The organism is Peribacillus simplex, assembly GCF_030123325.1.
GTDB lineage: Bacteria > Bacillota > Bacilli > Bacillales > DSM-1321 > Peribacillus > Peribacillus simplex_D.
In genome coordinates this window covers 4,233,209-4,254,751 of sequence record NZ_CP126106.1, presented here as the reverse complement: position 1 = coordinate 4,254,751, position 21,543 = coordinate 4,233,209, and the positions used below count along the sequence as shown (strand labels likewise).

The following is a 21,543-nucleotide window of genomic DNA, read 5'->3' as shown; positions in this document are numbered from 1 at the left end:
TTTGAAGTTATTAACGAGAGTAGAACTCAACGATAAGAGCTTCGTTAATTTCAGCAGGCAATTCAGAACGTTCTGGTAAACGAGTGAAAGTACCTTCTAATTTCTCAGCATCGAAAGTAAGGAAATCAGGAACGAAGTTAGTTGCTTCAACTGATTCTTTGATGATTGAGAAGTTGCGTGATTTTTCACGAACTGAGATTGTTTGTCCAAGAGACACTTTGTAAGATGGAATGTCTACGCGGCTTCCGTCTACAGTGATGTGACCGTGGTTAACAAGTTGACGTGCTTGACGACGTGTACGAGCTAAACCAAGACGGTAAACAAGGTTGTCAAGACGTGATTCAAGAAGAATCATGAAGTTTTCACCATGAACACCTTTAAGTTTGCCAGCGCGGTCGAACATTGTACGGAATTGACGTTCAGTGATTCCATACATGTGACGAAGTTTTTGTTTCTCTTGCAGTTGCATTCCGTATTCAGAAATTTTTCTGCGTTGGTTAGGACCATGTTGTCCTGGAGCATAAGGGCGTTTTTCTAATTCTTTACCAGTACCTGTTAGGGAAATTCCTAAACGACGGGATAGTTTCCAGCTTGGGCCAGTATAACGAGCCATAGGATGACTCCTCCTTTAAATGTTTTTATTTTGGTAAAATAAAAACCGTGTGAATGTCGATCATGACCATTTTGTTTTCATGTACCTTCGCCCTAGCAGCAGAGAGTTACGAGATACACCTCTGTATTGAGGAACAAAATGAGAACATAAAGGCTGTCACATAGGCTGCAATATTTTACACAAGGAGTATTGTATAATATTCTGCTCAATGAGTCAAGGACAGTTGTGATTTATTAAGGAATGGATAAGAGAATCACAGCAGGAAAATATAATATATTTAAAGGCTGTTTCCGCATACTTTATTGCTGTGTGGTTGATTTCCCCTCCAGATGTTCGCTTTCCGCGGGGCGGGCGGTGCTCCCGCAGGAGTCTCGCACTTCCGCTCCAATCAACCTTAAATCGTTTCGTTTTAAAAACAACAATCTTTACGATAAGAGCCTATTTGAAAAATACAAATAGAGAGGTTTTTTCCATTGTAAGTGTAATGAGGTAATGGATCCAAAAATCATGAAGGGTTTGAGACATTTCTTGGGTGCCTGAGCCATGGGTGTGGTTCAATCCTGTTTCTTTGCTGAAAATGTCAAAAGGGTCGATGAATTCGGGAAGGAACGGGTACATGTACAAGTAATGGAAAAGGGAGCAGGCAAGGTTTGCCGCTCCCATTTACTTTATAGATGATTGGAAAGGATTTCAGCGAACTTCTCCAGTCCTTGCTGATCCATTTCGTCAAAACGGTCCGTTATCGGGCTGTCGATATCGAGGACACCGAGCAATTTGCCATCCTTCATGAGCGGTATGACAATTTCAGATCTTGATGCCGCATCGCAGGCGATATGTCCAGGGAATTGGTGGACATCCTCTACGCGCAGGGTTTTTTCAGTTGCCGCTGAAGTCCCGCATACGCCCTTGCCCATTGGAATGCGGACACAGGCTGGAAGACCTTGAAAGGGTCCTAGAATTAATTGGCCATCTTCATATAAATAAAAGCCTACCCAGTTAATCTCATCGAGAAACAGATTAAGTAAAGCTGCCGCATTGCTTAAATTGGCTATCCGGTTCGTTTCATCTTCGATTAAGGCAAGTAGTTGTTTTTGGACCAGTTCATAGTTTTTTTCTTTTTTTCCTTGATACATTTCGACATTAAACAAAAGCGTTCACCTGTCTTCCGCATATTTTTACAGCACTATCTGATCATGATGCTTTATTGTTGGGAAATTGTCGAGAACTTACTAAAGGATTCAGGCTCTTCCGTGAAGAAGTAGTCCACAAGACTTGTCTCAAAGAAAGCGAGGGATTGCCTGAATGAATCGCCAGACGCCAACGAAACAAGCCATTGTGGAAGCTGCATTGCATTTATTTCATTTAAAAGGCTATCATGCTACATCCATACGGGATATTGCGAATAAAGCGAGAGTGAACGCTGCAAATATTGCTTACTATTTCAAGAATAAGCAGGGATTGCTGGAATTCTGTTTCATTTCCTATTTAGAAGAGTATATCCTGGTCCTTGAGAAGAACATGACATTGCTCGAACTTAAAGGCCCACAGCATTGCTTGATGAATCTTGTAAAGGATATTCTCGCTTTCCAGAGGGAAAACTTCCTTGCTGCACGGTTCATATATGGGGAATCTTCACTTGATTCCAATTTAAACCGCGAAATTCATTCGACTTATTTTACTAAGGAAAAGTCTTACTTTCAATATATTTTGGAACAAGGAATCAAGAGCAGGAGTTTCCAGCAGGTCTCCGTTCCCATGTATATGCTGCAGTTGAAGGGATTATTGACGGCACCTGTCCTGCATACCCATTATGCGATGGATGTGCTTCATGTCTTCCCGCAGGAAGCCTATTACACGAATATTTATGCCAATGAAGTCGGACGTTTTCTGCAAGATACCCTTTTCATTGCCGAAGACCTACAGCCACTGTTAGCCGGCCGGCCTTAAGTGTATACATGAGTTACCCTTTAAACCCTGCAATCAGTGCCTGATGGCCCTGACCCAAATCTTTAGCCTGATGGGCATCGGAACCGTAAATAAGCGGAATGCCGAGATTTAAAGCACGTTTTGCAAATCGTTCAGGAGGATAAGGTTCACCGCATAGCGGCTTTACAAGTCCTGCTCCATTATAATCTAGTTCATACCTTTGATCCTTGATCATGTCGAGAACCTTGTAAACCCGCTCGTCAAAACTTGATGCCGGCGGATATCGACGCTGGAATTTATGGACAAGCGTAATGTGCCCGATCCGTTTTGGTTTATATATGCCTAAATCAGCTTCTATTGATTTTTCCAGTGTATCGTAATATTTGGTATAAACCGAATCCACTGAACCTAGTTCATTGGCAATCTTGCCAAACCCATCATCGCTGAAATCGATGCAATGCCAACTGTTTTGATGCCTGATGAAGTGGACGGAAAGTATACTATCATCAAGGAATTCTCCGATTTCGTCGAGGAATTCTTTCGTTTCAATTTCATACCCCTCTATAAAGTCAACCTCCAGGCCTGTTTTGATCAGGATTTTGTCTTTATAGCGTTCTTTCAGTACGCGGAGCTCTTGAAAGTAATCCAGGAGCAGGGCAGCGTCCATGCCGCTGTCTTTTTCAGGAGTAGGATCTTGAAAATTTCGTGGCAATGGAGCATGTTCCGTAAATGTGATTTCCTTTAATCCTAGCTCGATTCCCCGCGTAATATATTCATCGAATTTATCCGTAGAGCCGTGTGGGCAAAACGGAGTGTGCACATGGCCGTCAGCTTTCATGGTTCTTCCCTCCCAAAAAACAGGTATTTGTAGCAATTTTCTACAAAAAAATCATTTTTCTCGTCAAAAATTATTGCTAACATGGTATCATAAAAGCATTAAATTTAACATTTTTAAAATTGATATATAAACGAGCAAGACTGTAAGGACTAGAACAGGGGGCTTACCATGGATTACATAATTGGGGTAATTGTATTAATTTTGATTTTCATCATTTGGGGTTATTTTTTCAAAAAAAGATATTTTAAAGAAATCGATCGATTGGAATCCTGGAAAATAAGCATCATGCACCGCCCCGTGCTGGAAGAGCTTTCTAAAGTCAAACAATTGAACATGACAGGTGAAACAGAGGAAATGTTCGAAAACTGGCGCATTGAATGGGACGCCATCATTACGGATCATATGCCCGAAGTCGAAGAGCTTTTATTCGATGCCGAGGAATTCGTCGATAAATACCGTTTCAGCCGATCAAAAGAGGTACAGCGCAAAATTACAGTCAAGCTGAATGAAATCGAGGAAATGATCAAAAAGATCTTATACGAACTGAATGAACTCGTAGGCAGTGAGGAAAAGAATCGATTGGAAATTGAGGATATCAAGGAATCCTACCGTCAATTGAAAAAATCCCTGCTTGCGCACAGGCATAATTATGGGAAAGCGGCAGATAAGCTGGAAAATTCCTTGGATGAAGTAGTGCAAATCCTCCAGAAGTATGAAGAAGAGACCGTGAACGGCAATTATTTGAATGCGAGGGAGCTTGTTCTATCCATTAAAGAAAAATTGGCGGTTCTGTCAGTTAAAATGGAAATGCTCCCAAAATTATTGGTAGATAGCCAAACAGAGCTGCATTCCCAGCTTCATGAATTGAAGGATGGTTATGAGGAGATGTCAGGACAAGGGTATCTGTTGAGCCATATCCAATTCGAGCAGGAAATATCACGGCTTGAGGAAGAACTGGAACTATATAAAACACAATTGGAAAATGCCGAAACGGAAGCCGTGGAAAAGGGCATAAAGGAAATGCGCGACAGCATTGAGGTGCTTTATGACCTTTTGGAAAAAGAAGTACTTTCAAAACAGTATATCTTGAAAAATGATGAAGTTCTTAGAAAAACGTTAAGTGACCTCGAATATGAAAACGATAAACTTAAAGTTGAAACCATACATGTTCAACACACATATCATTTGACGGAAAATGAGCTCGATGCACAACGGAAAATGGAAAAGCAGATTGCCCAGATTTCGAAACGCCATCAATTGCTCGTCTTGAAGATGGAGGATAATGTGATGGCAAGCTCCCTTATCAGCGAAGAGATGCAGGGACTGGCTATACAGTTGAAGGAATTACAGGAAAATCAGAAAGACTTTACCCTTAAATTACAGGCTTTACGAAAAGATGAAATGGATGCCAGGGATGCATTGGCCGACTTGAAACGCAAAATGGTCGATACTGGACGTTTAATTGCCAAAAGCAATATTCCAGGTCTTCCAGAAGAGTATAAAGTGGTGCTTCAGGACGCCAAAGAAAGCATGGACGACGTTCAGGGGAAACTTGAAGAAAAGCCGCTTGACATGGCCGTTGTTTATATTTATTTGGAAAAGGCGGTTCAACAGGTGGATAAGGTCCACGAAAAAACCAATGAATTGATCGAACATATGTATTTGGCCGAAAAGGTGATCCAATTCGGAAATCGCTATCGAAGCAGTCATGATATGGTTGCCGAGAGCCTTAGGGATGCCGAGGCCAAATTCCGAAGCTATGAATATCAAGCCGCATTGGAAGCGGCAGCCACGGCCATAGAAAAGGTCGACCCAGGCAGTTTACGAAAAATCGGGGCGAACATAGAAGAAGTCCTTTCCTGAAAAACCCGCCAAGGCGGGTTTTTTCTTTTACCTGACCCTGTAATAGACTAGGCGGGAAGTTAAATCTGCGGGACTATAAAGAAGCAGGTCCCCTAGACCAGTGTTTTACATTCTCTTTCAAATTCAATTATGTTAATATTAGAAGTTGCAACAGCAACATTGAAACATATATTTAGTCGAGTGACCATCATAGATACAAAAACATGGAAGGTGAACCCATGATTTATTTTGATAATAGTGCAACAACAAAACCGTATCCCGAAGTAATCGAATCATTCATGAAGGTTACTTCGAATTATTTCGGAAACCCCTCTTCGCTTCATGGACTTGGGGTGCAATCCGAAAAACTGCTTTCCGCAGCAAGAAAGCAGATCGCTGATTTACTAAAGGTGAAGAGTTCGGAAATATATTTCACTTCCGGGGGGACGGAAGGAAATAATCTTGCCATCAAAGGGGCCGCCCACTCCCAGGGAAATCGCGGCAAACACATAATCACGACAGCGATTGAACATCCTTCTGTAGAAGATGCATGCCAATCATTGACGAAAATGGGCTATGAGATCACATATCTTCCCGTTAACGAATTTGGGCAAATTGATGTAACGGATGTTAAGGAAGCATTGAGGGAAGATACCATTTTGGTTTCCGTCATGCATGTTAATAATGAAGTTGGCTCGATTCAGCCGATTGCTGAAATTGGCAAGTTGTTAAAACAATGTCCCAACGTGCTCTTTCATGTCGATCATGTACAGGGAACAGGCAAAGTTTCGTTGTCATTGCGTGAAGCCAATGTGGATTTATGCACAATTTCCGGCCACAAGGTTCACGGCTTGAAAGGGACAGGCATCCTCTATGTTCGTGAAGGCGTTCGGGTCGATCCGCTTTTCCATGGTGGCAATCAAGAAACGAAAATCAGGAGCGGCACCGAAAATGTTGCGGGAATCGTCGCCCTATCGAAGGCTTTGCGTATTAGTATGGACAATCAATTGCTGTATCATGATAAGTTGCAGCAAATCAAAACTTATTTATATAAAGGCTTGAAGGAAATGGACGGGGTATTGGTTAACAGTCCTGAGGAGGGTGCACCCCATATTGTGAATTTTTCCGTTCCGGGGCTTAAATCCGAGGTATTGCTGCATGCACTTGAATCGGAAGGAATATATGTTTCGACGACCAGTGCCTGTTCTTCGAAAAAAAGGACGATAAGCAAAACGGTGGATGCGATGTTCCATAATTCAGCCCGTTCCGAAAGCGTCATCCGAATCAGCACTACTTATGGAAATGAAATGGAAGAAGCAAAGCAAGTTCTGGCGGCGATACAGAAAATAGTCGCTAATTTAGAAAAAATAATGAGGGTTGCAAAATGAAATTTGATCATATAATTATCCGTTATGGGGAAATCTCCACGAAAAAAAGAAACCGTAAAGGCTTTGTGGACAAAATGAAGGCACATATCCGCTGGAGTTTAAAAGATATAGAAGGCGTAGTGCTTACAGCCAACCGGGAGCGGATGTACGTTCTCTTGAACGGTGCGGACCATAAGCCTGTCATTGACCGGTTGAAAGGCATTTTTGGAATTCAGTCATTAAGCCCTGCAATAAAAATAGAGCGTGATCTGGAAGTGATGAAAACGGCAGCATTGTATTATCTTAATCATACTCTTGAAGAGGTGAACACGTTCAAAATCACGACAAAACGCGCGGATAAAGATTTTCCATATAATACCGATGAAATCAACAGGGCAATCGGCGGGCATTTACTCCGAAATACAGAAGATTTAAAAGTGGATGTAAAGAACCCTGATTTGAACCTGCTAGTGGAAGTGAGACGCGAAGCCGTGTATTTGACAGGTGAAATCATCCAGGGGGCAGGCGGTCTTCCATTCGGTTCAAGCGGGAAGGCGATGCTGATGCTTTCAGGAGGGATTGATAGCCCTGTTGCGGGATTCCTTTCGATGAAACGGGGATTGGACGTGGAAGCGATCCATTTTTACAGCCCGCCGTTCACAAGCGAACGTTCACGTCAAAAGGTCATTGATTTGGCAGGCAAGCTTGCAGAAATAAATGGAAGCATGAAAGTGCATATCGTTCCATTTACGGAAATCCAATTATTGATTCAAAAACAAATCCCGGAAAACTACTCAATGACTACAACCCGGCGTTTAATGATGCGGGTCGCCGATCGAATCCGTGAAAAGGAAGAAGCCATGGCACTGATTACCGGTGAAAGCCTTGGGCAGGTTGCGAGCCAGACGATGAGCAGCATGTTTGCCATAAATGAGGTGACGAATACACCGATCCTGCGTCCGCTGATTACAATGGATAAGACAGAAATCATCAAGATTGCCAGAGAGCTTGATACTTTTGAAATATCCAATCTGCCGTACGAGGATTGCTGCACGGTCTTTACGCCGGCAAGTCCAAAAACGAAACCGAAACGTGAAAAAGTCAATTACTATGAAAGCTTCGTCGACTTTGAATCCTTGATTGAAAAAGCGGTCTCCGAAACAGAAATATTAACGGTTAAACCTGGTCAGACTTTCGATAAGGAAGAAGCGATGGAAGACTTATTTTAATATCCTGTAATTACCAATAAAATTGTACGAATGAAGCCATGTGTTTTAACACACTCTATAATCACAAGGAGGTGAAAAACACATGGCAAACAACAACAGCTCAAACGAATTATTGGTACCTGGAGTGGAACAAGCTCTACAACAAATGAAATATGAAATCGCTACAGAATTCGGCGTACAACTTGGTGCCGATACAACATCTCGCGCTAACGGTTCAGTTGGTGGAGAAATCACAAAACGCCTTGTTCAAATGGCTGAACAACAATTAGGCGGAGGATTCAACAGATAATTTAATAAATATGGCTACAGAGAGCGGGTTCTTACACCCGCTCTCTTTATTTTTGTTGACAAAATTCGTGGCTATACTACATGATTTTTTACTGTTTTATATAATATGAAATCAGCTAGGACGTTGATTTCCTCTCCAGGCACTCGCTTTCCGCGGGCGGTCCGGGAGCCTCCTCGGCGCTCTTTGCGCCTGTGGGGTCTCCCTTGGACACGCTTTTCTAAGCAGGAGCCTCGAACACCCGCTCCAATCAACTGGATTGTTTTTTTAGAAAAAACTATAGTTTGGTCTCATCCCTGACTTTGATTAAGAAATGATTACACTTTGGGTTTTTCAATGTTAAATGAAAACTCACAGGATTGAAGAAATGTGCGACACTCCTGCCGAAAAACTGGCTAGCCGAGACCCCACAGACGCTTGCTTTGATGAGGCTTGGCAGACAGTCGGCGGAAAGGGAGCGGGTTTCTGAAATCAACTGGAACGGTTATTTTAGTGAAAACTGGATTTTCATCGAATTCTACAGTCTAAAGAGAGCGGGTTCTAACACCCGCTCCCTTTATTTATTTGTAAAAATAAATAGAAATATTAGAGAATTATCTTGTATAATGAGTAGGTACTAAGAGTTCATAATTGGAGGGGAAGAATATGAAGCGTGAAGACTTATTGGCTCCGGAACATTACAACTTAGTGAGTGAAATGGAACGTTTTGCAAAAGATCCAAAAAAAGTTGCCGTCCTCTGGGAGAACGAAACCGGTGACAAAAAACAACTTACATATGAGAATTTATTAAAGAGTGCAAATAAAATTGGAAATGCCTTCAAGAAAAAAGGACTGGGTAAAGGTGATACGGTCCTTATCATAATCCCTCGTTTGGTTGAAGCTTATCAAGTGTATTTAGCCGCATTGAAAATTGGCATGATTGTCATACCTTGTTCCGAAATGCTTCGTGCGAAGGACTTACAGTATCGAGTCAACCATGGTAATGTCAAAGGAATCATCAGTTATCATGAATATACTCATGAATTGAATGAAATAGAAGGGGCGGAAAGCCTCCTGAAATTTTCAATCGGAAAACGAATCGAAAATTGGCTGGATTTGAATGAGCTTGCCGATGAGGAATCAGATCAGCTGACTATGGCCGATACGAAGAGTGAGGATATGGCGTTCTTATCGTATACTTCCGGAACGACAGGAAACCCAAAAGGGGTCGTCCATACTCATGGATGGGCTTATGCCCATTTGAAAACGTCTGCAGCAAACTGGCTTGGCATCAGCGAAACGGATGTGGTTTGGGCAACTGCTGGCCCAGGGTGGCAAAAGTGGATCTGGAGTCCTTTCCTGGCGGTTCTGGGAACGGGAGCGGCCGGTCTTGCCTATCATGGGAAGTTCGAGGCGAAAAAATATCTTCAGCTGCTTCAGGACTACAAAGTGAATGCATTATGCTGCACACCGACGGAGTATCGATTGATGGCAAAGGTGGATAACCTTGATGACTATGATTTATCCCATCTTCATAGTGCTGTATCAGCGGGAGAGCCTTTAAATCAAAAGGTGTTCGAGGTCTTTAAAAACCATTTCCATATTGAAGTGCGTGATGGATATGGACAGACCGAAAATACCCTGTTGGTAGGTGTAACGAAAGGCATGGAAATTAAATTGGGCTCCATGGGCAAACCGACTCCTGGCAACCATGTGGAAATCATTGATGATTCCGGTAAACCTTGTTCTCCTGGCATAGTGGGGGATATTGCCGTACATGTAGATACACCTGCTCTTTTCAAAGAATATTTTAAAGATCCCGAGCGGACATCGCAGCAGTTCCGGGGGGACTATTATATCACCGGCGACCAAGCGAAAAAGGATGAAGATGGTTATTTCTGGTTTGAGGGTCGTTCTGATGATATCATCATCAGCTCGGGATATACGATTGGACCGTTTGAGGTGGAAGATGCACTCGTTAAGCATCCATTTGTTAAAGAGTGTGCCGTTATAGCAAGCCCTGATGAAATAAGGGGAAATGTGGTCAAGGCATATGTAGTCTTGATGGAGGATATCGATCCGAACAGCCAAGGCTTGATCCAGACGCTCCAATCGCACGTGAAGGAATTGACTGCCCCATATAAATATCCAAGGAAAATCGAATTTTTAGAAGAGCTGCCCAAAACGACATCAGGTAAAATCAAACGGGTGGATTTACGCAAAAGGGAAGAAGCACTCCTTAACAATTGAATGAAAGCATTACCGTCAGCCTCCAAGGCTGGCGTTTTTTTATTAACAGGTGCTTGGATAAAAGCATAAATATGGGAATTCATGATATGAGATGGTACACTTACTGCATATCTGCACAGTAACAATCATTTAATAAGGAGTGTAAAGCCGGTATGGGAACGTTATGGTTCAATGGGTCGATTTATACGATGATTAAAGAAAACGATCAAGTGGAGGCAGTCTTCACTGAAAAGGGGGTAATTGTTGATACCGGCAGCCTGGACTATTTGAAAAATGAATATGCCGGCAATATTTCCAGGGAAATCGACTTAAAGGGACAAACGATGCTGCCGGGGTTAGTGGATAGTCACCTTCATTTGGTCGGGCATGGTGAAAGGCTGCTTCGTTTAGACCTTTCTTTGATGGATAGCAGGGAGTCCATCTTGAAATCCTTGAAGGAAAAGTGTTCTAAAACCCCGGCAGGAAAGTGGATTGTTGCAGAAGGGTGGAATGAAAATGAATGGCCGAGTCCTGAATTGATATTACGGGATGAGCTTGACGCGATATCGACAGAACATCCCATCGTATTGAAAAGGATTTGCCGTCATGCCTTGGTGGTCAATTCCCGCGCCCTTTTGGAAGCGGATATTAAAGAAGATATAAAAGAACCTTCAGGCGGGGTGATCTGCCGCTATCCCGGCGGGCGTTTAAATGGTTTATTTAAAGAAAGCCAGGCGCAGAACCTTATTTTAGACAGCCTTCCCGGCATTGATCAAGAGTATATCGAAAAAGCGCTCACAGCGGCAATAGAAGACGCATATAAGCTAGGTTTGACTGGCGGACATACTGAGGACCTTTTTTATTACAATGGCTTCATGCCGACATATCAGGCGTTTAAATCGGTAATCGAGGACCGGGAAATGGCCTTTCGCGCCAATTTGCTCGTCCATCACGAAGCGTTTGAAGAAATGCTGGCAGCAGGCGGCGGCTATCAGAAAGGTACGCGATATATCAAATTCGACAGTATGAAGATATTTACCGACGGCTCCTTGGGCGGACGCACAGCCCTGTTGAGCGAGCCTTATGTAGATCAAAAGGATACGAATGGAGTCGCGATATTCACTGAAAACGAGCTTCAGGAATGGGTGAAAAAAGCAAGGGATGCCGGAATGCCGATTGCTGTCCATGCGATTGGCGATCTCGCTTTTGAATACGTCTTGAATGCAATAGAAGCCCTTCCCCCGAAAAAGGGGCAGAGGGACCGGCTCATCCATGCGCAGATTGTCCGGCCGGAGCTGTTGGAGCGGGCGGCAAAGCTGCCGGTAATCTTTGATATCCAACCGGGTTTCGTCCCGTCAGATTTTCCGTGGGTGGAAGAAAAGGTCCCTGCCGATTTATTGGAATCCTCCTATGCCTGGAAAACCTATTTGAATTTGGGCATCATTTGTGCGGGAGGGTCGGATGCACCCATTGAACCATTAAATCCAATTTTGGGCATTCATGCAGCTGTCACAAGGATGAAAATCAACAGTGAGGACCGGACCGTATATGGCTTGGATGAAAGGCTTTCCGTATACGAGGCTTTCTCACTGTATACAAAAGGCAGTGCTGCAGCAATCGGCCAGGAAAAACGCCGCGGTGTGATCATGGATGGGTACGATGCCGATTTTACCGTATTTAATCTGGATGTTTTTGCTGTCGCGCCGGATGATCTTCTAAAAGCTGAGGCGGTCATGACGGTCATCGATGACAAAATCATGTATGATAAAAAATAACAATTGCAAAAAAAGAAATGGAAATACAAAATTGTTAGATGGAATTAGATAAAGGAATGTAAATGGAAAGAAGGCTTGTTATGAAAGTGGATGAACAAAAAGAAGGGGCGATCTATGCAGCCCTTTCTTACATGATGTGGGGAATCGTGCCGATTTACTGGAAGTTCCTTCAGGGAGTCGGTGCAACGGAAATTTTAGCTCAGAGGGTATTATGGTCTTTCGTGTTCATGCTGGTTTTATTGATGTTCATGAAAAAATGGCAAGCGTTTCTTGTTTATGTCAAAAACATAATGGGAAATCCCAAACTCTTTACGGCATTACTAACGGCGTCACTGCTTGTTACAGCTAATTGGGGAGTGTTCATCTGGGCCGTTAACTCAGGACGGATCCTCGACACGAGCCTTGGATATTATATCAATCCGCTAGTCAGTGTACTATTGGGAGTGATAGTCTTAAAAGAAAAATTGAGCCGGGCCCAAATCATTTCTTTCCTGCTTGCAGGAATCGGAGTCTTGATCCTTGGCATTCATTTCGGCACGATCCCGTGGATTTCGCTTGTTTTGGCCATGACGTTCGGGTTATACGGTCTGGCAAAAAAAATGATCAAGGCCGAATCGGCGATCGGGCTGACGCTCGAAACGATGATGGTAACGCCGCTTGCCCTGGGCTACCTGATTTACTTGATGAACCAATCAGAAATGCAATTCTTTACAGAGGGGAGCACAAGCCTGCTGTTGGTGGGCGGCGGGATTGTCACGGCATTGCCACTTTTATATTTTGCGAAAGGGGCGGAAAAGATCCCGTTATCGATGCTTGGCATTTTTCAGTATATCGCTCCGACCTTATCTTTATTGATCGGGGTATTCGTCTATCATGAAAGTTTTACCAAAGCACATCTTTTAGCCTTTTTGTTCATATGGTCAGCCTTGGCTGTTTATACATTATCCATAACGAAATGGGGTCAGGCAAGTGCCCGCAGGTTCAAAGGCAAAGGGAATATTGGTGCGTGAATAACAAAAAATGCTTCGGAGAATTCTCTCCAAGCATTTTTTTATGGCGGTATTTAATGAAACGGTTTTACGGCATAGGGGAAATGCCAGGGTCATGAAAGGTAAATATTCGAACCTATTTCAGAAACAATACAATTGGAAAAGCTGACAGGGCTGTGATCTGGCATTGCACGGGGGATATTTAGTTGGAATTGACTATAGAAGGAACTATCCAGGAAAATGATATGATCTGTCAGGAATGCTGATATGGTGGCGAACGGCTTTCTATGGCTATTTAATTCAGTGATGATTCCCTGTGCACTGGTAATCCCGATACCGTGGCCATAAAAGAGGTTTTGCCCTAATAATATGGCATTTTCACCTTGCCATTCAGGAGTTGCCTCGTCGTGATCAGGGTTTTTGAAGTAAACGCAATCACCCGGTAAATAATCCCTTCCTTGATGAATATTGAGAGCCATATTTTGTGGAGGGTGCCAGTCATATAAAAATAGGTTTGAAAAAAGGTCGTCGAAATTCCTAGGGCCGATTAAATCCAAAATGGCCTTTAAAAAAGTGACGACCATTGCTGTCCCGCATTCGAAAGCATAAAGCCTTCCATTTATAAAAATGTCAACGATTGCAGCATGGGGGAGAACCCCTGGCTGAAGGGTAAAGGTGCCATCCCTTGAAAGGCGCCAATATTGTTTATTGGATTCCGATTCCTCGAGTGTGGAAAATTCTGCATTACTTTTATCCAACGCAATAGATGCCGCAATGACTCGGTTCCTCAGTTGTATCTCGAAATTAAAATCTCCAAAGTTCCGGTATTCAAAAACGTTAGAATCTTCCGCCAGCAATTGGACAATTTCAAGCGATTTAGCAGATGCTATTCCTGGTTGGATTTGACTGACATCTAACCATTTGTGATTAATCTTTATCATGATCATATCCACCTTTTACTTATGAAATGAACGGTTTATAAAACCGGTAAACAAAAATGTCTACATGTAATGCTCATTATATGAATGCCGGCAAGGAATTGACTATTTGGAACGTGTCAGCCACCGGTGCAGCCGAGAATGATTTGAATGAAAAAGAGGCAGAATTTTTTTGCTTTCATCCCAAAAGATGTTTTGCTAGATATCCTGGAGTGCAAGGAAAGCCTTTCCAATTAGCGAGAAGAAGCAAATTAGTATTCCTTTTTCCCCATGAATTGATATAATGAGAGAGAAAAGATCATATGTGCGAGAAATGTAGGGGGGCCAGTACTGCTGGCTGAGATTGCATCCTTTAGATGCTGACTCTTTGAACCTGATCTGGATGATGCCAGCGGAGGGAACATATTATTACTGACTTTCTGTTTTGTATGTTAACGTCCGAATTCATCTTCGGGCGTTTTTTGCTTTTTTATCCAGTATTTGAATAAACCCTTGAGCCCCATTATGGTTCCGGCATATGGATCTTATATGATGTGTAGGAGGATAAAAACTTGAATAAATTCTTGCCACTGTTAACTTCGTTGTTCCTTTTGGCTGGATGCGGTGCAGGCGGAACTAATGAAAAAGAAGAAGCATCTAAAAATGAAGGAAATGAAGAATTAAAAAAAGTATCGGTCGTGCTCGATTGGACACCGAATACAAACCATACAGGATTGTATGTAGCCAAGGAAAAAGGTTATTTTAAAGAACAAGGTCTTGATGTGGAAATTATCATGCCAGGTGAAGCCGGGGCTGATAAGCTTGTCGCTTCAGGGAAATCTGAATTTGGCGTGAGTTACCAGGAGGGCATAACGCAGGCCCGCGTGCAGGGCGTGCCGATTGTTTCGGTAGCTGCCGTCATTCAGCATAATACCTCGGGATTCGCTTCCCCTGAGGCAAAGAACATTAAAACCCCTAAGGATTTTGAAGGGAAAACGTATGGTGGCTGGGGGTCTCCGGTTGAAAAGGCCATTATTGATTCACTCATGAAAAAAGAAAATGCGGATGTAAATAAAGTGGATATAGTCAATACAGGAGACACGGATTTTTTCACTTCGGTTAAAAGGGATATAGATTTTGCCTGGATTTATTATGGATGGACAGGCATTGAGGCTGAATTGCGAAATGAGAAGCTTAATATGGTTTACTTAACCGAATACTCTGATAAGCTTGATTACTATACACCTGTTTTGACTACAAATGAAAAGATGATAAAAGAAGATCCCGAGACTGTTAAAGCATTCGTTCATGCAGCATCGAAAGGGTACCAGTTTGCGATCAAGAATCCTGCTGATGCAGCAGACATATTAACCGAGTCTGCACCGGATCTTGATGCAAAACTAGTGAAGAAAAGCCAGGAGTGGCTTGCAGACAAGTATCAGGATGATGCTCCGCGATGGGGTGAACAAAAACTTGAAATTTGGAAGAATTACAGTGATTGGATGACTGAAAATAAGCTTCTTGAAGGTGATTTCGATCCTGAAAAAGCATTTACCAATGAATTTTTACCAAAATAGGAGGAAATGCAATGGCCAACTCATTAATTAGTATACAAATTATTCCTAAAGGGGAAAATGTCATCCCTATGGTCGATGAAGCAATCAAGATCATTGAAGAATCAGGTGTCAAGTATGAGGTTCACCCGCTTGAAACGACAATGGAGGGTGAGCTTACCGAACTTTTTGCCGTGATAGAAAAAATGAATGTAAGAATGATTGAAATAGGATCGCCGAATGTCATTTCCCAAGTGAAAATATTATATCAGCCAAGCGGGATTACGATGGATACGTTAACGGAGAAATATCGGGCATGATCGGAAGGGGAATTTGGAAGAAGGGGGCTCCCTTCTTTCTTTTATTATTGTTGCTGATAGTATGGGAGTCAGTGACAGTCTTATTGAAAGTCGAAGAATGGCTGCTTCCCGCTCCATCGGCCATTTTCATTGAAGGAATTGAGTCGTCCCGCAATCTTTACGGACACCTTATATCCACAACCGAGCTTGCGTTGTCGGGTTTTTTTATCGGAAGCTGCATCGGCTTATTGATCGCAGCAATCTTACACCTATTTCCAGGTGTGAAGGACGCGGTTTATCCTCTGCTCATACTATCACAAAATATACCCATCATTGTTTTGGCGCCGCTCTTGGTGATCTGGTTTGGCTTTGGCATGCTGCCTAAGTTAATAGTCATTTCGCTTGTATGTTTTTTTCCGGTTGCGGTTGCATCATTGGACGGTTTTCGCCAGACACCATACGAACTTAAGCATTATTTCAAGATGATGGGAGCGGGAAAAAACCAGTTATTTTGGAAGCTGGAACTTCCTCACTCGATCCCGTTCATTTTCTCCGGCCTGAAAATTTCGGCCACCTATAGTGTAATGGGTGCGGTTATTTCGGAATGGCTTGGGGCAAAATCGGGGATTGGTGTTTATATGACTCTCGCTTCCTCTGCGTTCAGGACAGATCGGGTGTTTGTTGCCATTTTCATCATCATGGGAATGAGCCTGATCTTTTTTGGAATCATCACCTTCCTGGAGAAATACTTAGTTTCTTGGAAGAGAAAGGAGGGCGAAAAGGATGAAGGTGGAAATTAAAGACGTCTCCTATTCTTTCGATGGTAAACAGAATATATTGGAGAATATGAATTTCCATGTGGATGATGGGGAATTTGTCACGATCCTTGGGCCATCAGGCAGCGGTAAAAGTACATTGTTCCACTTGATCGGCGGCATTTTGAAGCCGGATCAGGGCATCATTTCACTGGATGGTAAAAAGATAAATGGCTTAAAGGGCCATATCAGTTATATGCCTCAGCAGCCGTCCCTTTTACCTTGGAGGACGGTATTGGAAAATGTTTTGCTTGGAAGTGAACTTGCTGGGATCAGAGATAAAGAAAAGGCAAAAGCCCTTTTGATGAAAGCCGGATTAGGAGAGTACGAGAAAGCATATCCGCATGAATTATCTGGAGGCATGAAGCAAAGGGCCGCATTCATTCGGAGTATTTTAAGTCCACAGGACTTGATGTGCCTGGACGAACCCTTTTCTGCCTTGGATGAACTGACAAGATTGCAAATGCAAAAATGGCTATTGTCGGTTTGGGAAGAAAATCGGAGGTCGGTGCTATTTGTTACGCATAGCATAGATGAGGCGGTTTTCCTTTCAGATAGAATTTATGTGTTATCAGCAAAACCGGCTGCTGTCATCAAAGAAGTGGAAATTCCATTTCCAAGGCCAAGAAGTGAAGAACAGCTTCTTAGTGATGAGTTTTTTCATTTGAAGAGAGACTTATATGCAGCACTGAAGCCAACTATTTCTACTTAAGGGAGGCGATTGAACTTGAGGATCATCGACAGTCATATCCATTTGGACCGGTATGATGTTGTTAAGCGGAAGCAGATTCTGACCGACATGGAAAAGGTTCATATGGAATCCTTGCTGACTGTTTCCATGAATTTGGCTTCATCGATTAACAATTATCAGCTCTCACTCAAGGATTCTCGAATAAAGCCTGCCTTTGGTTTTCATCCAGAGCAGCCCCTCCCAAGTGATGAAGAAGTGAACGAACTTTTGAACTGGATGCGGGAACATCGTCAAGATATGGTTGCGATAGGTGAGGTTGGGCTGCCCTATTACTTAAGGCAGGAAAATCCCGATATTGATAACTCAGCGTATATAGTGATACTGGAGAGGTTCCTGACCTTAGCTAAAGAGGTTGAAAAGCCGGTTATCCTCCATGCCGTCCATGACGATGCACCAATAGTTTGCGACCTTTTGGATAAGCATCAAATCACACAGGCACACTTTCATTGGTTTAAAGGCGATATCCGGACAGTCGAAAGAATGGCCGAAAAGGGCTACCGCATTTCAATTACACCTGATGTTTGTTATGAGAGGGAAATACAGGAATTAGTTTCGGTATACCCACTTAAGCTGATGATGATTGAAACGGATGGACCATGGCCGTTTGAAGGGGATTTCAATGGGAAATGGACCCATCCCGGCATGATGCATCACAGTGTGCGCCAGATTGCTTCGATTAAAGGATTGCCGATTGAGGATGTCTATGCAATCCTTTATCAAAATACGAAAGGTTTTTATCGTATTTAAAGGTACCGGTTACCATACCCGGTACCTTTTTTAGTTCATAGAAAGGTCCTTTTAACCTTTTCCCAAAAGGAATTGTCTTTTAATTTAACGGTCTTGATGACTTTACCGCTTAACCGGACCTTTACCTTTTCGACATGATTGATGCTTAGTGCTTCATTGTCCATTCCGATGATCGGATAGCTTGGCCCGTTTTCTTCAAGGCGGACGGTCAGCGTCTTATCACCGCTTAAAATAAATGAGGAACCTAGGGTCCGATAGGTATTATTATTGACGGAAGCAAGCTCGCTCACTTGAAAGCAAGGGAGGAGGGGATCGACAACGGACCCATTGACCGATTTATTATAGGCGGTGCTTCCAGTCGGAGTCGCAATGATGATTCCGTCCCCGCGAAAAGTTTCAAAATGGAGTTGATCAATGAAGATATCCATGATGAACGTTTTGGTGATGGAAGACCGGATACTGAGTTCATTAAGGGCATAAAAGGAGGGCTGATCGTCCAACTGGATAGCGATGGTTGGGTATTTACGGACCTCGATTTGCTCTTTTGTCATGGCATCGATCATTTTATCACTGTCTTCCAAGTGGAAATCGCAATACATATTCAAATTACCTGTGGTGGAAATGCCCGCATATAAACAGTCATCCCTGAATCCGGTTTTTCGGGCTGCCTGCAGGAATGTGCCGTCATCACCGATGCTTACGATGATGTTTGCTTTCGTGAAATCCTGGATGACTTCATACGAATGTTGCTTCGCCAAGTCTGACAAGTATTCTACCTTGCTAATCATCTCTGCATTCGGTGCATGGAAAAAATAAATATTCCTTCGAGTGTTCATCATGTTCCCCCCCTAGTATGTATGGTGATGAAAGGGCTTTCTTTATCCTGTTTACGATAAATGCAATTTGTGCAAAATGGACCAATGCATTTCCAATTTGAGGATTCTTTGCTACAATTTTATATGACTTAGTTTATCATGGAATGAAACATTTTTGTTATTAGTTCGTATGGTAAGAAGGATACATATATTTAAGGGGGAAAACAGATGAATGGAAAGCGTTGGGCGGCACTTGGAATCGCGGCCGTTTTATTTTTTGTCTCTATTGCTGTTGGGGCGGCTACGACTCTAGTTACAGCGGATACGGAAAATATCATTGATGAATTATTTGCTTCCGAAAGTGCATTTTACGAGGAAGTCATAGAAGGTGATGATTACTCAAATGTTATTGCCGTATTTGATGTAGAGGGCACGATCCAAGATACAGGGGAAGCCTCATTACTTAGTTCAGCAACATATAATCACCGCGCATTCATGGATAAGCTGAAGATGGCAGAGGAGAATGATGATATCAAAGGCATCATCCTTCGGGTGAATTCTCCAGGCGGCGGTGTCGTCGAAAGTGCAGAGATTTATGACAAGATCCTTGATATCAAGAAAGTGAAAAAACCTGTCTATGTTTCCATGGGATCAATGGCAGCTTCCGGCGGTTATTATATTTCTGCACCAGCCGATAAGATATACGCTAGCCCAGAAACGATGACGGGTTCACTTGGTGTCATCATGCATGGGTATAATTACGAGAAGCTGGCCAAGAAGTATGGTGTCGAGTTCGAAACCATCAAAAGCGGACCACACAAGGATATTATGAGCCCAACTCGGGAAATGACTGGTGAAGAACGTGAAATACTGCAAAATATGATTAATAATTCTTATGATCAATTTGTAAAAGTCATTGCAGACGGACGCGGTATGACAGAGAAGGAAGTACGGGAAATTGCCGATGGCCGCATTTATGATGGGCGTCAGGCTAAAGAAAACCATCTAATCGATGATTTCGGCCATTTGGATGATGTAATTGCCGCAATGAAAACGGATATCGGTAAAAAGGATGCTCAAGTTATCCGTTATACAGATGAGGCTGGTTTCGGTTCATTATTCAGTATGGGTGCGCAAAAAATGTTGGGAAATGATGTGGAAACGGCAGTCTTGACAAAAATCCTTTCCTCTTCAAATTCTCCACGCTTAATGTATTTGTATGCGGAATAGGGGGGCTGAAGGATGACGGAAAGAAATGAAAACAATGAACAAATCGCTTCATCCAATCTAATGGCAGATCCAGGGGTTCCCGTTCAGCAGGAATTTACACCAGCCAGTAAGACCGTGGATGATGACGGAGTCAAGAAAGTGCATTTTGCTGGTTTTTGGATGAGGTTTTGGGCCTATTTAGCCGATCTATTGGTTATTGGAAGTTTGAACCGGATTTTGATTCATCCTATCTTCAAGTTTTATGAAGGGACAGATGATCTCTGGTTTTCAGCAGAAGGCTTCTTAACGGGGATCGTATTCTTCTTATACTTTGTTTTGATGACCAAATTCTTGAACCAAACCCTTGGCAAGATGATTTTTGGACTGAAGGTCGTTGCATTGAAGGAAGAGAAAAAAACCATTTCATGGGGGACGATATTGTTCAGGGAGCTGATTGGCCGCTATATTTCAAAAGTTACTTGGATTGGCTATCTCTTGGCAGGCCTTTTACCGAAGAAACAGGCTTTGCATGATGTCTTTGCAGACACGGGCGTTGTGCTGATCAGAAGATGATTCTTCCATACATAAATCTGTAAGAGCGGGATTTTCGCTTTTGCAGGTTTATTTTTTTTGCATATGCCGATAATGATAGGCTGAAGGGGTGTGGGTGCATGAAGTGGCTTTTGTTGATTATAGGTATCCTCATTTTGGTGCTGCTGATTGTTGTTTTCACTAAAGTAAGAGTGTCCATCGACTACAAACGTATCCAAACGGATGACCTAATACATATTAAATTATCAGCTTGGTATGGGCTTTTTCACTATACACTCAAGGTTCCGGTCATCAAAATGGAAGCTGACTCTGCCGCTATAGTAGTAAAGGAAGATAAAGAAAACGGAAAAACCGAAAAGGAAGAAAAGAAAAAAATCACAGCCGAAGAATTGCGTAACGAATTCGCAGACAGTCTGGAGATGCTTCAGCATATAATCGGATTTCATAGGATCGTCCGTCAATTCACAGGGAAAGTCCAAGTCAAAAAATTCATCTGGCATAGCAGGGTCGGTACTAAAAACGCTGCACACACCGGTGTTTTAACTGGAGCGTGCTGGGCACTTAAAGGTTCAATCATCGGGTTGCTGACAACCTATTTCAACTTCCGGATCATGCCCTCCTATTCCATTACACCCGACTTTCAGAGATGGCAGGCAAACACGTCGATTTCCTGCATATTACAATTTAGAATCGGGCAAGCTATGGTGACTGGAATAAAACTGCTTCGTTATTGGAAAGGCGGAAAGCCGCATTTCAAGTCCAGAAGATTAGCGAAGCTATCAGGTGATTCCAATAAACAATCGTTCTAGAGT

22 protein-coding genes and 1 riboswitch are annotated in these 21,543 nt (G+C 42.8%); of the genes, 17 read left to right on the top strand and 5 right to left on the bottom strand.

Annotated elements, in window-relative coordinates:
- Positions 1–10 precede the first annotated feature (10 nt).
- Positions 11–613: a 30S ribosomal protein S4 gene (gene rpsD, locus QNH43_RS20155; RefSeq protein ID WP_034309220.1), complete on the bottom strand. Its 603-nt coding sequence runs from the start codon at positions 611–613 to the stop codon at positions 11–13.
- A 543-nt stretch (positions 614–1,156) separates the two neighbouring features.
- Here rpsD and QNH43_RS20150 point away from each other — a divergent pair.
- On the top strand, positions 1,157–1,291 hold the full coding sequence (locus QNH43_RS20150; protein ID WP_283915394.1) for a hypothetical protein: 135 nt from the start codon (positions 1,157–1,159) through the stop codon (positions 1,289–1,291).
- Here QNH43_RS20150 and QNH43_RS20145 read toward each other — a convergent pair.
- Complete coding sequence (locus QNH43_RS20145; RefSeq protein WP_076364671.1) at positions 1,282–1,761, bottom strand: GAF domain-containing protein; 480 nt, start codon at positions 1,759–1,761, stop codon at positions 1,282–1,284. The genes QNH43_RS20150 and QNH43_RS20145 overlap by 10 nt on opposite strands.
- Before the next feature lie 154 nt (positions 1,762–1,915).
- Here QNH43_RS20145 and refZ point away from each other — a divergent pair, with 154 nt between their 5' ends.
- Positions 1,916–2,560, top strand: coding sequence for a forespore capture DNA-binding protein RefZ (gene refZ, locus QNH43_RS20140; protein ID WP_076364674.1), 645 nt, complete (start codon positions 1,916–1,918; stop codon positions 2,558–2,560).
- A 13-nt stretch (positions 2,561–2,573) separates the two neighbouring features.
- Here the strand turns inward: refZ and hisJ are convergent, their stop codons facing one another.
- The gene (hisJ, locus tag QNH43_RS20135; protein WP_283915393.1) at positions 2,574–3,377 is read right to left on the bottom strand and encodes a histidinol-phosphatase HisJ; all 804 of its coding nucleotides are present in this window, start codon (positions 3,375–3,377) and stop codon (positions 2,574–2,576) included.
- Positions 3,378–3,545: 168 nt separating this feature from the next.
- Between hisJ and ezrA the strand changes: the two genes are divergently transcribed.
- The 7 genes from ezrA to rarD all read left to right on the top strand — a co-directional run bounded on the left by ezrA (position 3,546) and on the right by rarD (position 13,094).
- Positions 3,546–5,240 carry a septation ring formation regulator EzrA gene (gene ezrA / locus QNH43_RS20130; RefSeq protein ID WP_283915392.1) on the top strand — a complete coding sequence of 565 codons (1,695 nt, stop codon included), beginning with the start codon at positions 3,546–3,548 and terminating at the stop codon, positions 5,238–5,240.
- Positions 5,241–5,458: 218 nt separating this feature from the next.
- Complete coding sequence (locus tag QNH43_RS20125; protein WP_283915391.1) at positions 5,459–6,607, top strand: cysteine desulfurase family protein; 1,149 nt, start codon at positions 5,459–5,461, stop codon at positions 6,605–6,607.
- Entirely contained in the window at positions 6,604–7,815 is a 1,212-nt protein-coding gene (thiI, locus tag QNH43_RS20120; RefSeq protein ID WP_076364682.1) for a tRNA uracil 4-sulfurtransferase ThiI, read from the top strand. Before QNH43_RS20125 ends, thiI begins: the two co-directional genes overlap by 4 nt.
- 82 nt (positions 7,816–7,897) lie before the next feature.
- Entirely contained in the window at positions 7,898–8,104 is a 207-nt protein-coding gene (locus tag QNH43_RS20115; RefSeq protein ID WP_034309203.1) for an alpha/beta-type small acid-soluble spore protein, read from the top strand.
- Between the two features lie 642 nt (positions 8,105–8,746).
- The gene (mbcS, locus tag QNH43_RS20110) at positions 8,747–10,330 is read left to right on the top strand and encodes an acyl-CoA synthetase MbcS (protein ID WP_283915390.1); all 1,584 of its coding nucleotides are present in this window, start codon (positions 8,747–8,749) and stop codon (positions 10,328–10,330) included.
- A 152-nt stretch (positions 10,331–10,482) separates the two neighbouring features.
- Positions 10,483–12,084, top strand: a complete 1,602-nt coding sequence (locus tag QNH43_RS20105; protein WP_283915389.1) for an amidohydrolase — start codon at positions 10,483–10,485, stop codon at positions 12,082–12,084.
- A gap of 80 nt (positions 12,085–12,164) precedes the next feature.
- A complete protein-coding gene (rarD, locus tag QNH43_RS20100) occupies positions 12,165–13,094 on the top strand; it encodes an EamA family transporter RarD (protein ID WP_283915388.1) in 930 nt (309 codons plus the stop codon).
- Between the two features lie 92 nt (positions 13,095–13,186).
- Here the strand turns inward: rarD and QNH43_RS20095 are convergent, their stop codons facing one another.
- Positions 13,187–14,014: a protein-glutamine gamma-glutamyltransferase gene (locus QNH43_RS20095; RefSeq protein ID WP_283915387.1), complete on the bottom strand. Its 828-nt coding sequence runs from the start codon at positions 14,012–14,014 to the stop codon at positions 13,187–13,189.
- 304 nt (positions 14,015–14,318) lie between these two features.
- Positions 14,319–14,428, top strand: a riboswitch (TPP riboswitch).
- A gap of 134 nt (positions 14,429–14,562) precedes the next feature.
- Here QNH43_RS20095 and QNH43_RS20090 point away from each other — a divergent pair.
- Genes QNH43_RS20090 through QNH43_RS20070 form a run of 5 tightly spaced genes read left to right on the top strand, consistent with a single transcriptional unit; the run spans position 14,563 to position 18,155 of the window.
- Positions 14,563–15,567: an ABC transporter substrate-binding protein gene (locus QNH43_RS20090; protein ID WP_283915386.1), complete on the top strand. Its 1,005-nt coding sequence runs from the start codon at positions 14,563–14,565 to the stop codon at positions 15,565–15,567.
- 11 nt (positions 15,568–15,578) lie between these two features.
- Complete coding sequence (locus QNH43_RS20085) at positions 15,579–15,863, top strand: thiamine-binding protein (protein ID WP_283915385.1); 285 nt, start codon at positions 15,579–15,581, stop codon at positions 15,861–15,863.
- On the top strand, positions 15,860–16,642 hold the full coding sequence (locus QNH43_RS20080; RefSeq protein ID WP_283915384.1) for an ABC transporter permease: 783 nt from the start codon (positions 15,860–15,862) through the stop codon (positions 16,640–16,642). Before QNH43_RS20085 ends, QNH43_RS20080 begins: the two co-directional genes overlap by 4 nt.
- On the top strand, positions 16,626–17,369 hold the full coding sequence (locus QNH43_RS20075) for an ABC transporter ATP-binding protein (protein ID WP_283915383.1): 744 nt from the start codon (positions 16,626–16,628) through the stop codon (positions 17,367–17,369). Before QNH43_RS20080 ends, QNH43_RS20075 begins: the two co-directional genes overlap by 17 nt.
- Before the next feature lie 15 nt (positions 17,370–17,384).
- Positions 17,385–18,155, top strand: coding sequence for a TatD family hydrolase (locus QNH43_RS20070; protein WP_349654776.1), 771 nt, complete (start codon positions 17,385–17,387; stop codon positions 18,153–18,155).
- A 35-nt stretch (positions 18,156–18,190) separates the two neighbouring features.
- On the opposite strand, the gene QNH43_RS20065 is transcribed toward QNH43_RS20070, so the two are convergent.
- On the bottom strand, positions 18,191–18,991 hold the full coding sequence (locus QNH43_RS20065) for an NAD kinase (RefSeq protein WP_076364701.1): 801 nt from the start codon (positions 18,989–18,991) through the stop codon (positions 18,191–18,193).
- A gap of 207 nt (positions 18,992–19,198) precedes the next feature.
- On the opposite strand from QNH43_RS20065, the gene sppA reads away from it, so the two are divergent.
- The 3 genes from sppA (at position 19,199) to QNH43_RS20050 (ending at position 21,540) form a co-directional block, all read left to right on the top strand.
- Positions 19,199–20,200 (top strand): signal peptide peptidase SppA, encoded by a 1,002-nt coding sequence (sppA, locus tag QNH43_RS20060; protein ID WP_283915381.1) that lies wholly within the window; start codon positions 19,199–19,201, stop codon positions 20,198–20,200.
- A 12-nt stretch (positions 20,201–20,212) separates the two neighbouring features.
- Complete coding sequence (locus tag QNH43_RS20055) at positions 20,213–20,752, top strand: RDD family protein (RefSeq protein WP_076364705.1); 540 nt, start codon at positions 20,213–20,215, stop codon at positions 20,750–20,752.
- Between the two features lie 98 nt (positions 20,753–20,850).
- Positions 20,851–21,540 (top strand): DUF2953 domain-containing protein, encoded by a 690-nt coding sequence (locus QNH43_RS20050; protein ID WP_283915380.1) that lies wholly within the window; start codon positions 20,851–20,853, stop codon positions 21,538–21,540.
- Positions 21,541–21,543: the final 3 nt, after the last annotated feature.

Coding starts and splice junctions, on each gene's coding strand:
- QNH43_RS20150 (WP_283915394.1), top strand. CDS start 1,157: ATGGGTGTGGTTCAATCCTGTTTCTTTGCTGAAAATGTCAAAAGGGTC.
- QNH43_RS20125 (WP_283915391.1), top strand. CDS start 5,459: ATGATTTATTTTGATAATAGTGCAACAACAAAACCGTATCCCGAAGTA.
- ezrA (WP_283915392.1), top strand. CDS start 3,546: ATGGATTACATAATTGGGGTAATTGTATTAATTTTGATTTTCATCATT.
- QNH43_RS20095 (WP_283915387.1), bottom strand. CDS start 14,014: ATGATAAAGATTAATCACAAATGGTTAGATGTCAGTCAAATCCAACCA.
- QNH43_RS20050 (WP_283915380.1), top strand. CDS start 20,851: ATGAAGTGGCTTTTGTTGATTATAGGTATCCTCATTTTGGTGCTGCTG.
- QNH43_RS20065 (WP_076364701.1), bottom strand. CDS start 18,991: ATGAACACTCGAAGGAATATTTATTTTTTCCATGCACCGAATGCAGAG.
- QNH43_RS20085 (WP_283915385.1), top strand. CDS start 15,579: ATGGCCAACTCATTAATTAGTATACAAATTATTCCTAAAGGGGAAAAT.
- sppA (WP_283915381.1), top strand. CDS start 19,199: ATGAATGGAAAGCGTTGGGCGGCACTTGGAATCGCGGCCGTTTTATTT.
- hisJ (WP_283915393.1), bottom strand. CDS start 3,377: ATGAAAGCTGACGGCCATGTGCACACTCCGTTTTGCCCACACGGCTCT.
- QNH43_RS20105 (WP_283915389.1), top strand. CDS start 10,483: ATGGGAACGTTATGGTTCAATGGGTCGATTTATACGATGATTAAAGAA.
- rarD (WP_283915388.1), top strand. CDS start 12,165: ATGAAAGTGGATGAACAAAAAGAAGGGGCGATCTATGCAGCCCTTTCT.
- QNH43_RS20115 (WP_034309203.1), top strand. CDS start 7,898: ATGGCAAACAACAACAGCTCAAACGAATTATTGGTACCTGGAGTGGAA.
- thiI (WP_076364682.1), top strand. CDS start 6,604: ATGAAATTTGATCATATAATTATCCGTTATGGGGAAATCTCCACGAAA.
- QNH43_RS20075 (WP_283915383.1), top strand. CDS start 16,626: ATGAAGGTGGAAATTAAAGACGTCTCCTATTCTTTCGATGGTAAACAG.
- QNH43_RS20080 (WP_283915384.1), top strand. CDS start 15,860: ATGATCGGAAGGGGAATTTGGAAGAAGGGGGCTCCCTTCTTTCTTTTA.
- rpsD (WP_034309220.1), bottom strand. CDS start 613: ATGGCTCGTTATACTGGCCCAAGCTGGAAACTATCCCGTCGTTTAGGA.
- refZ (WP_076364674.1), top strand. CDS start 1,916: ATGAATCGCCAGACGCCAACGAAACAAGCCATTGTGGAAGCTGCATTG.
- QNH43_RS20055 (WP_076364705.1), top strand. CDS start 20,213: ATGACGGAAAGAAATGAAAACAATGAACAAATCGCTTCATCCAATCTA.
- mbcS (WP_283915390.1), top strand. CDS start 8,747: ATGAAGCGTGAAGACTTATTGGCTCCGGAACATTACAACTTAGTGAGT.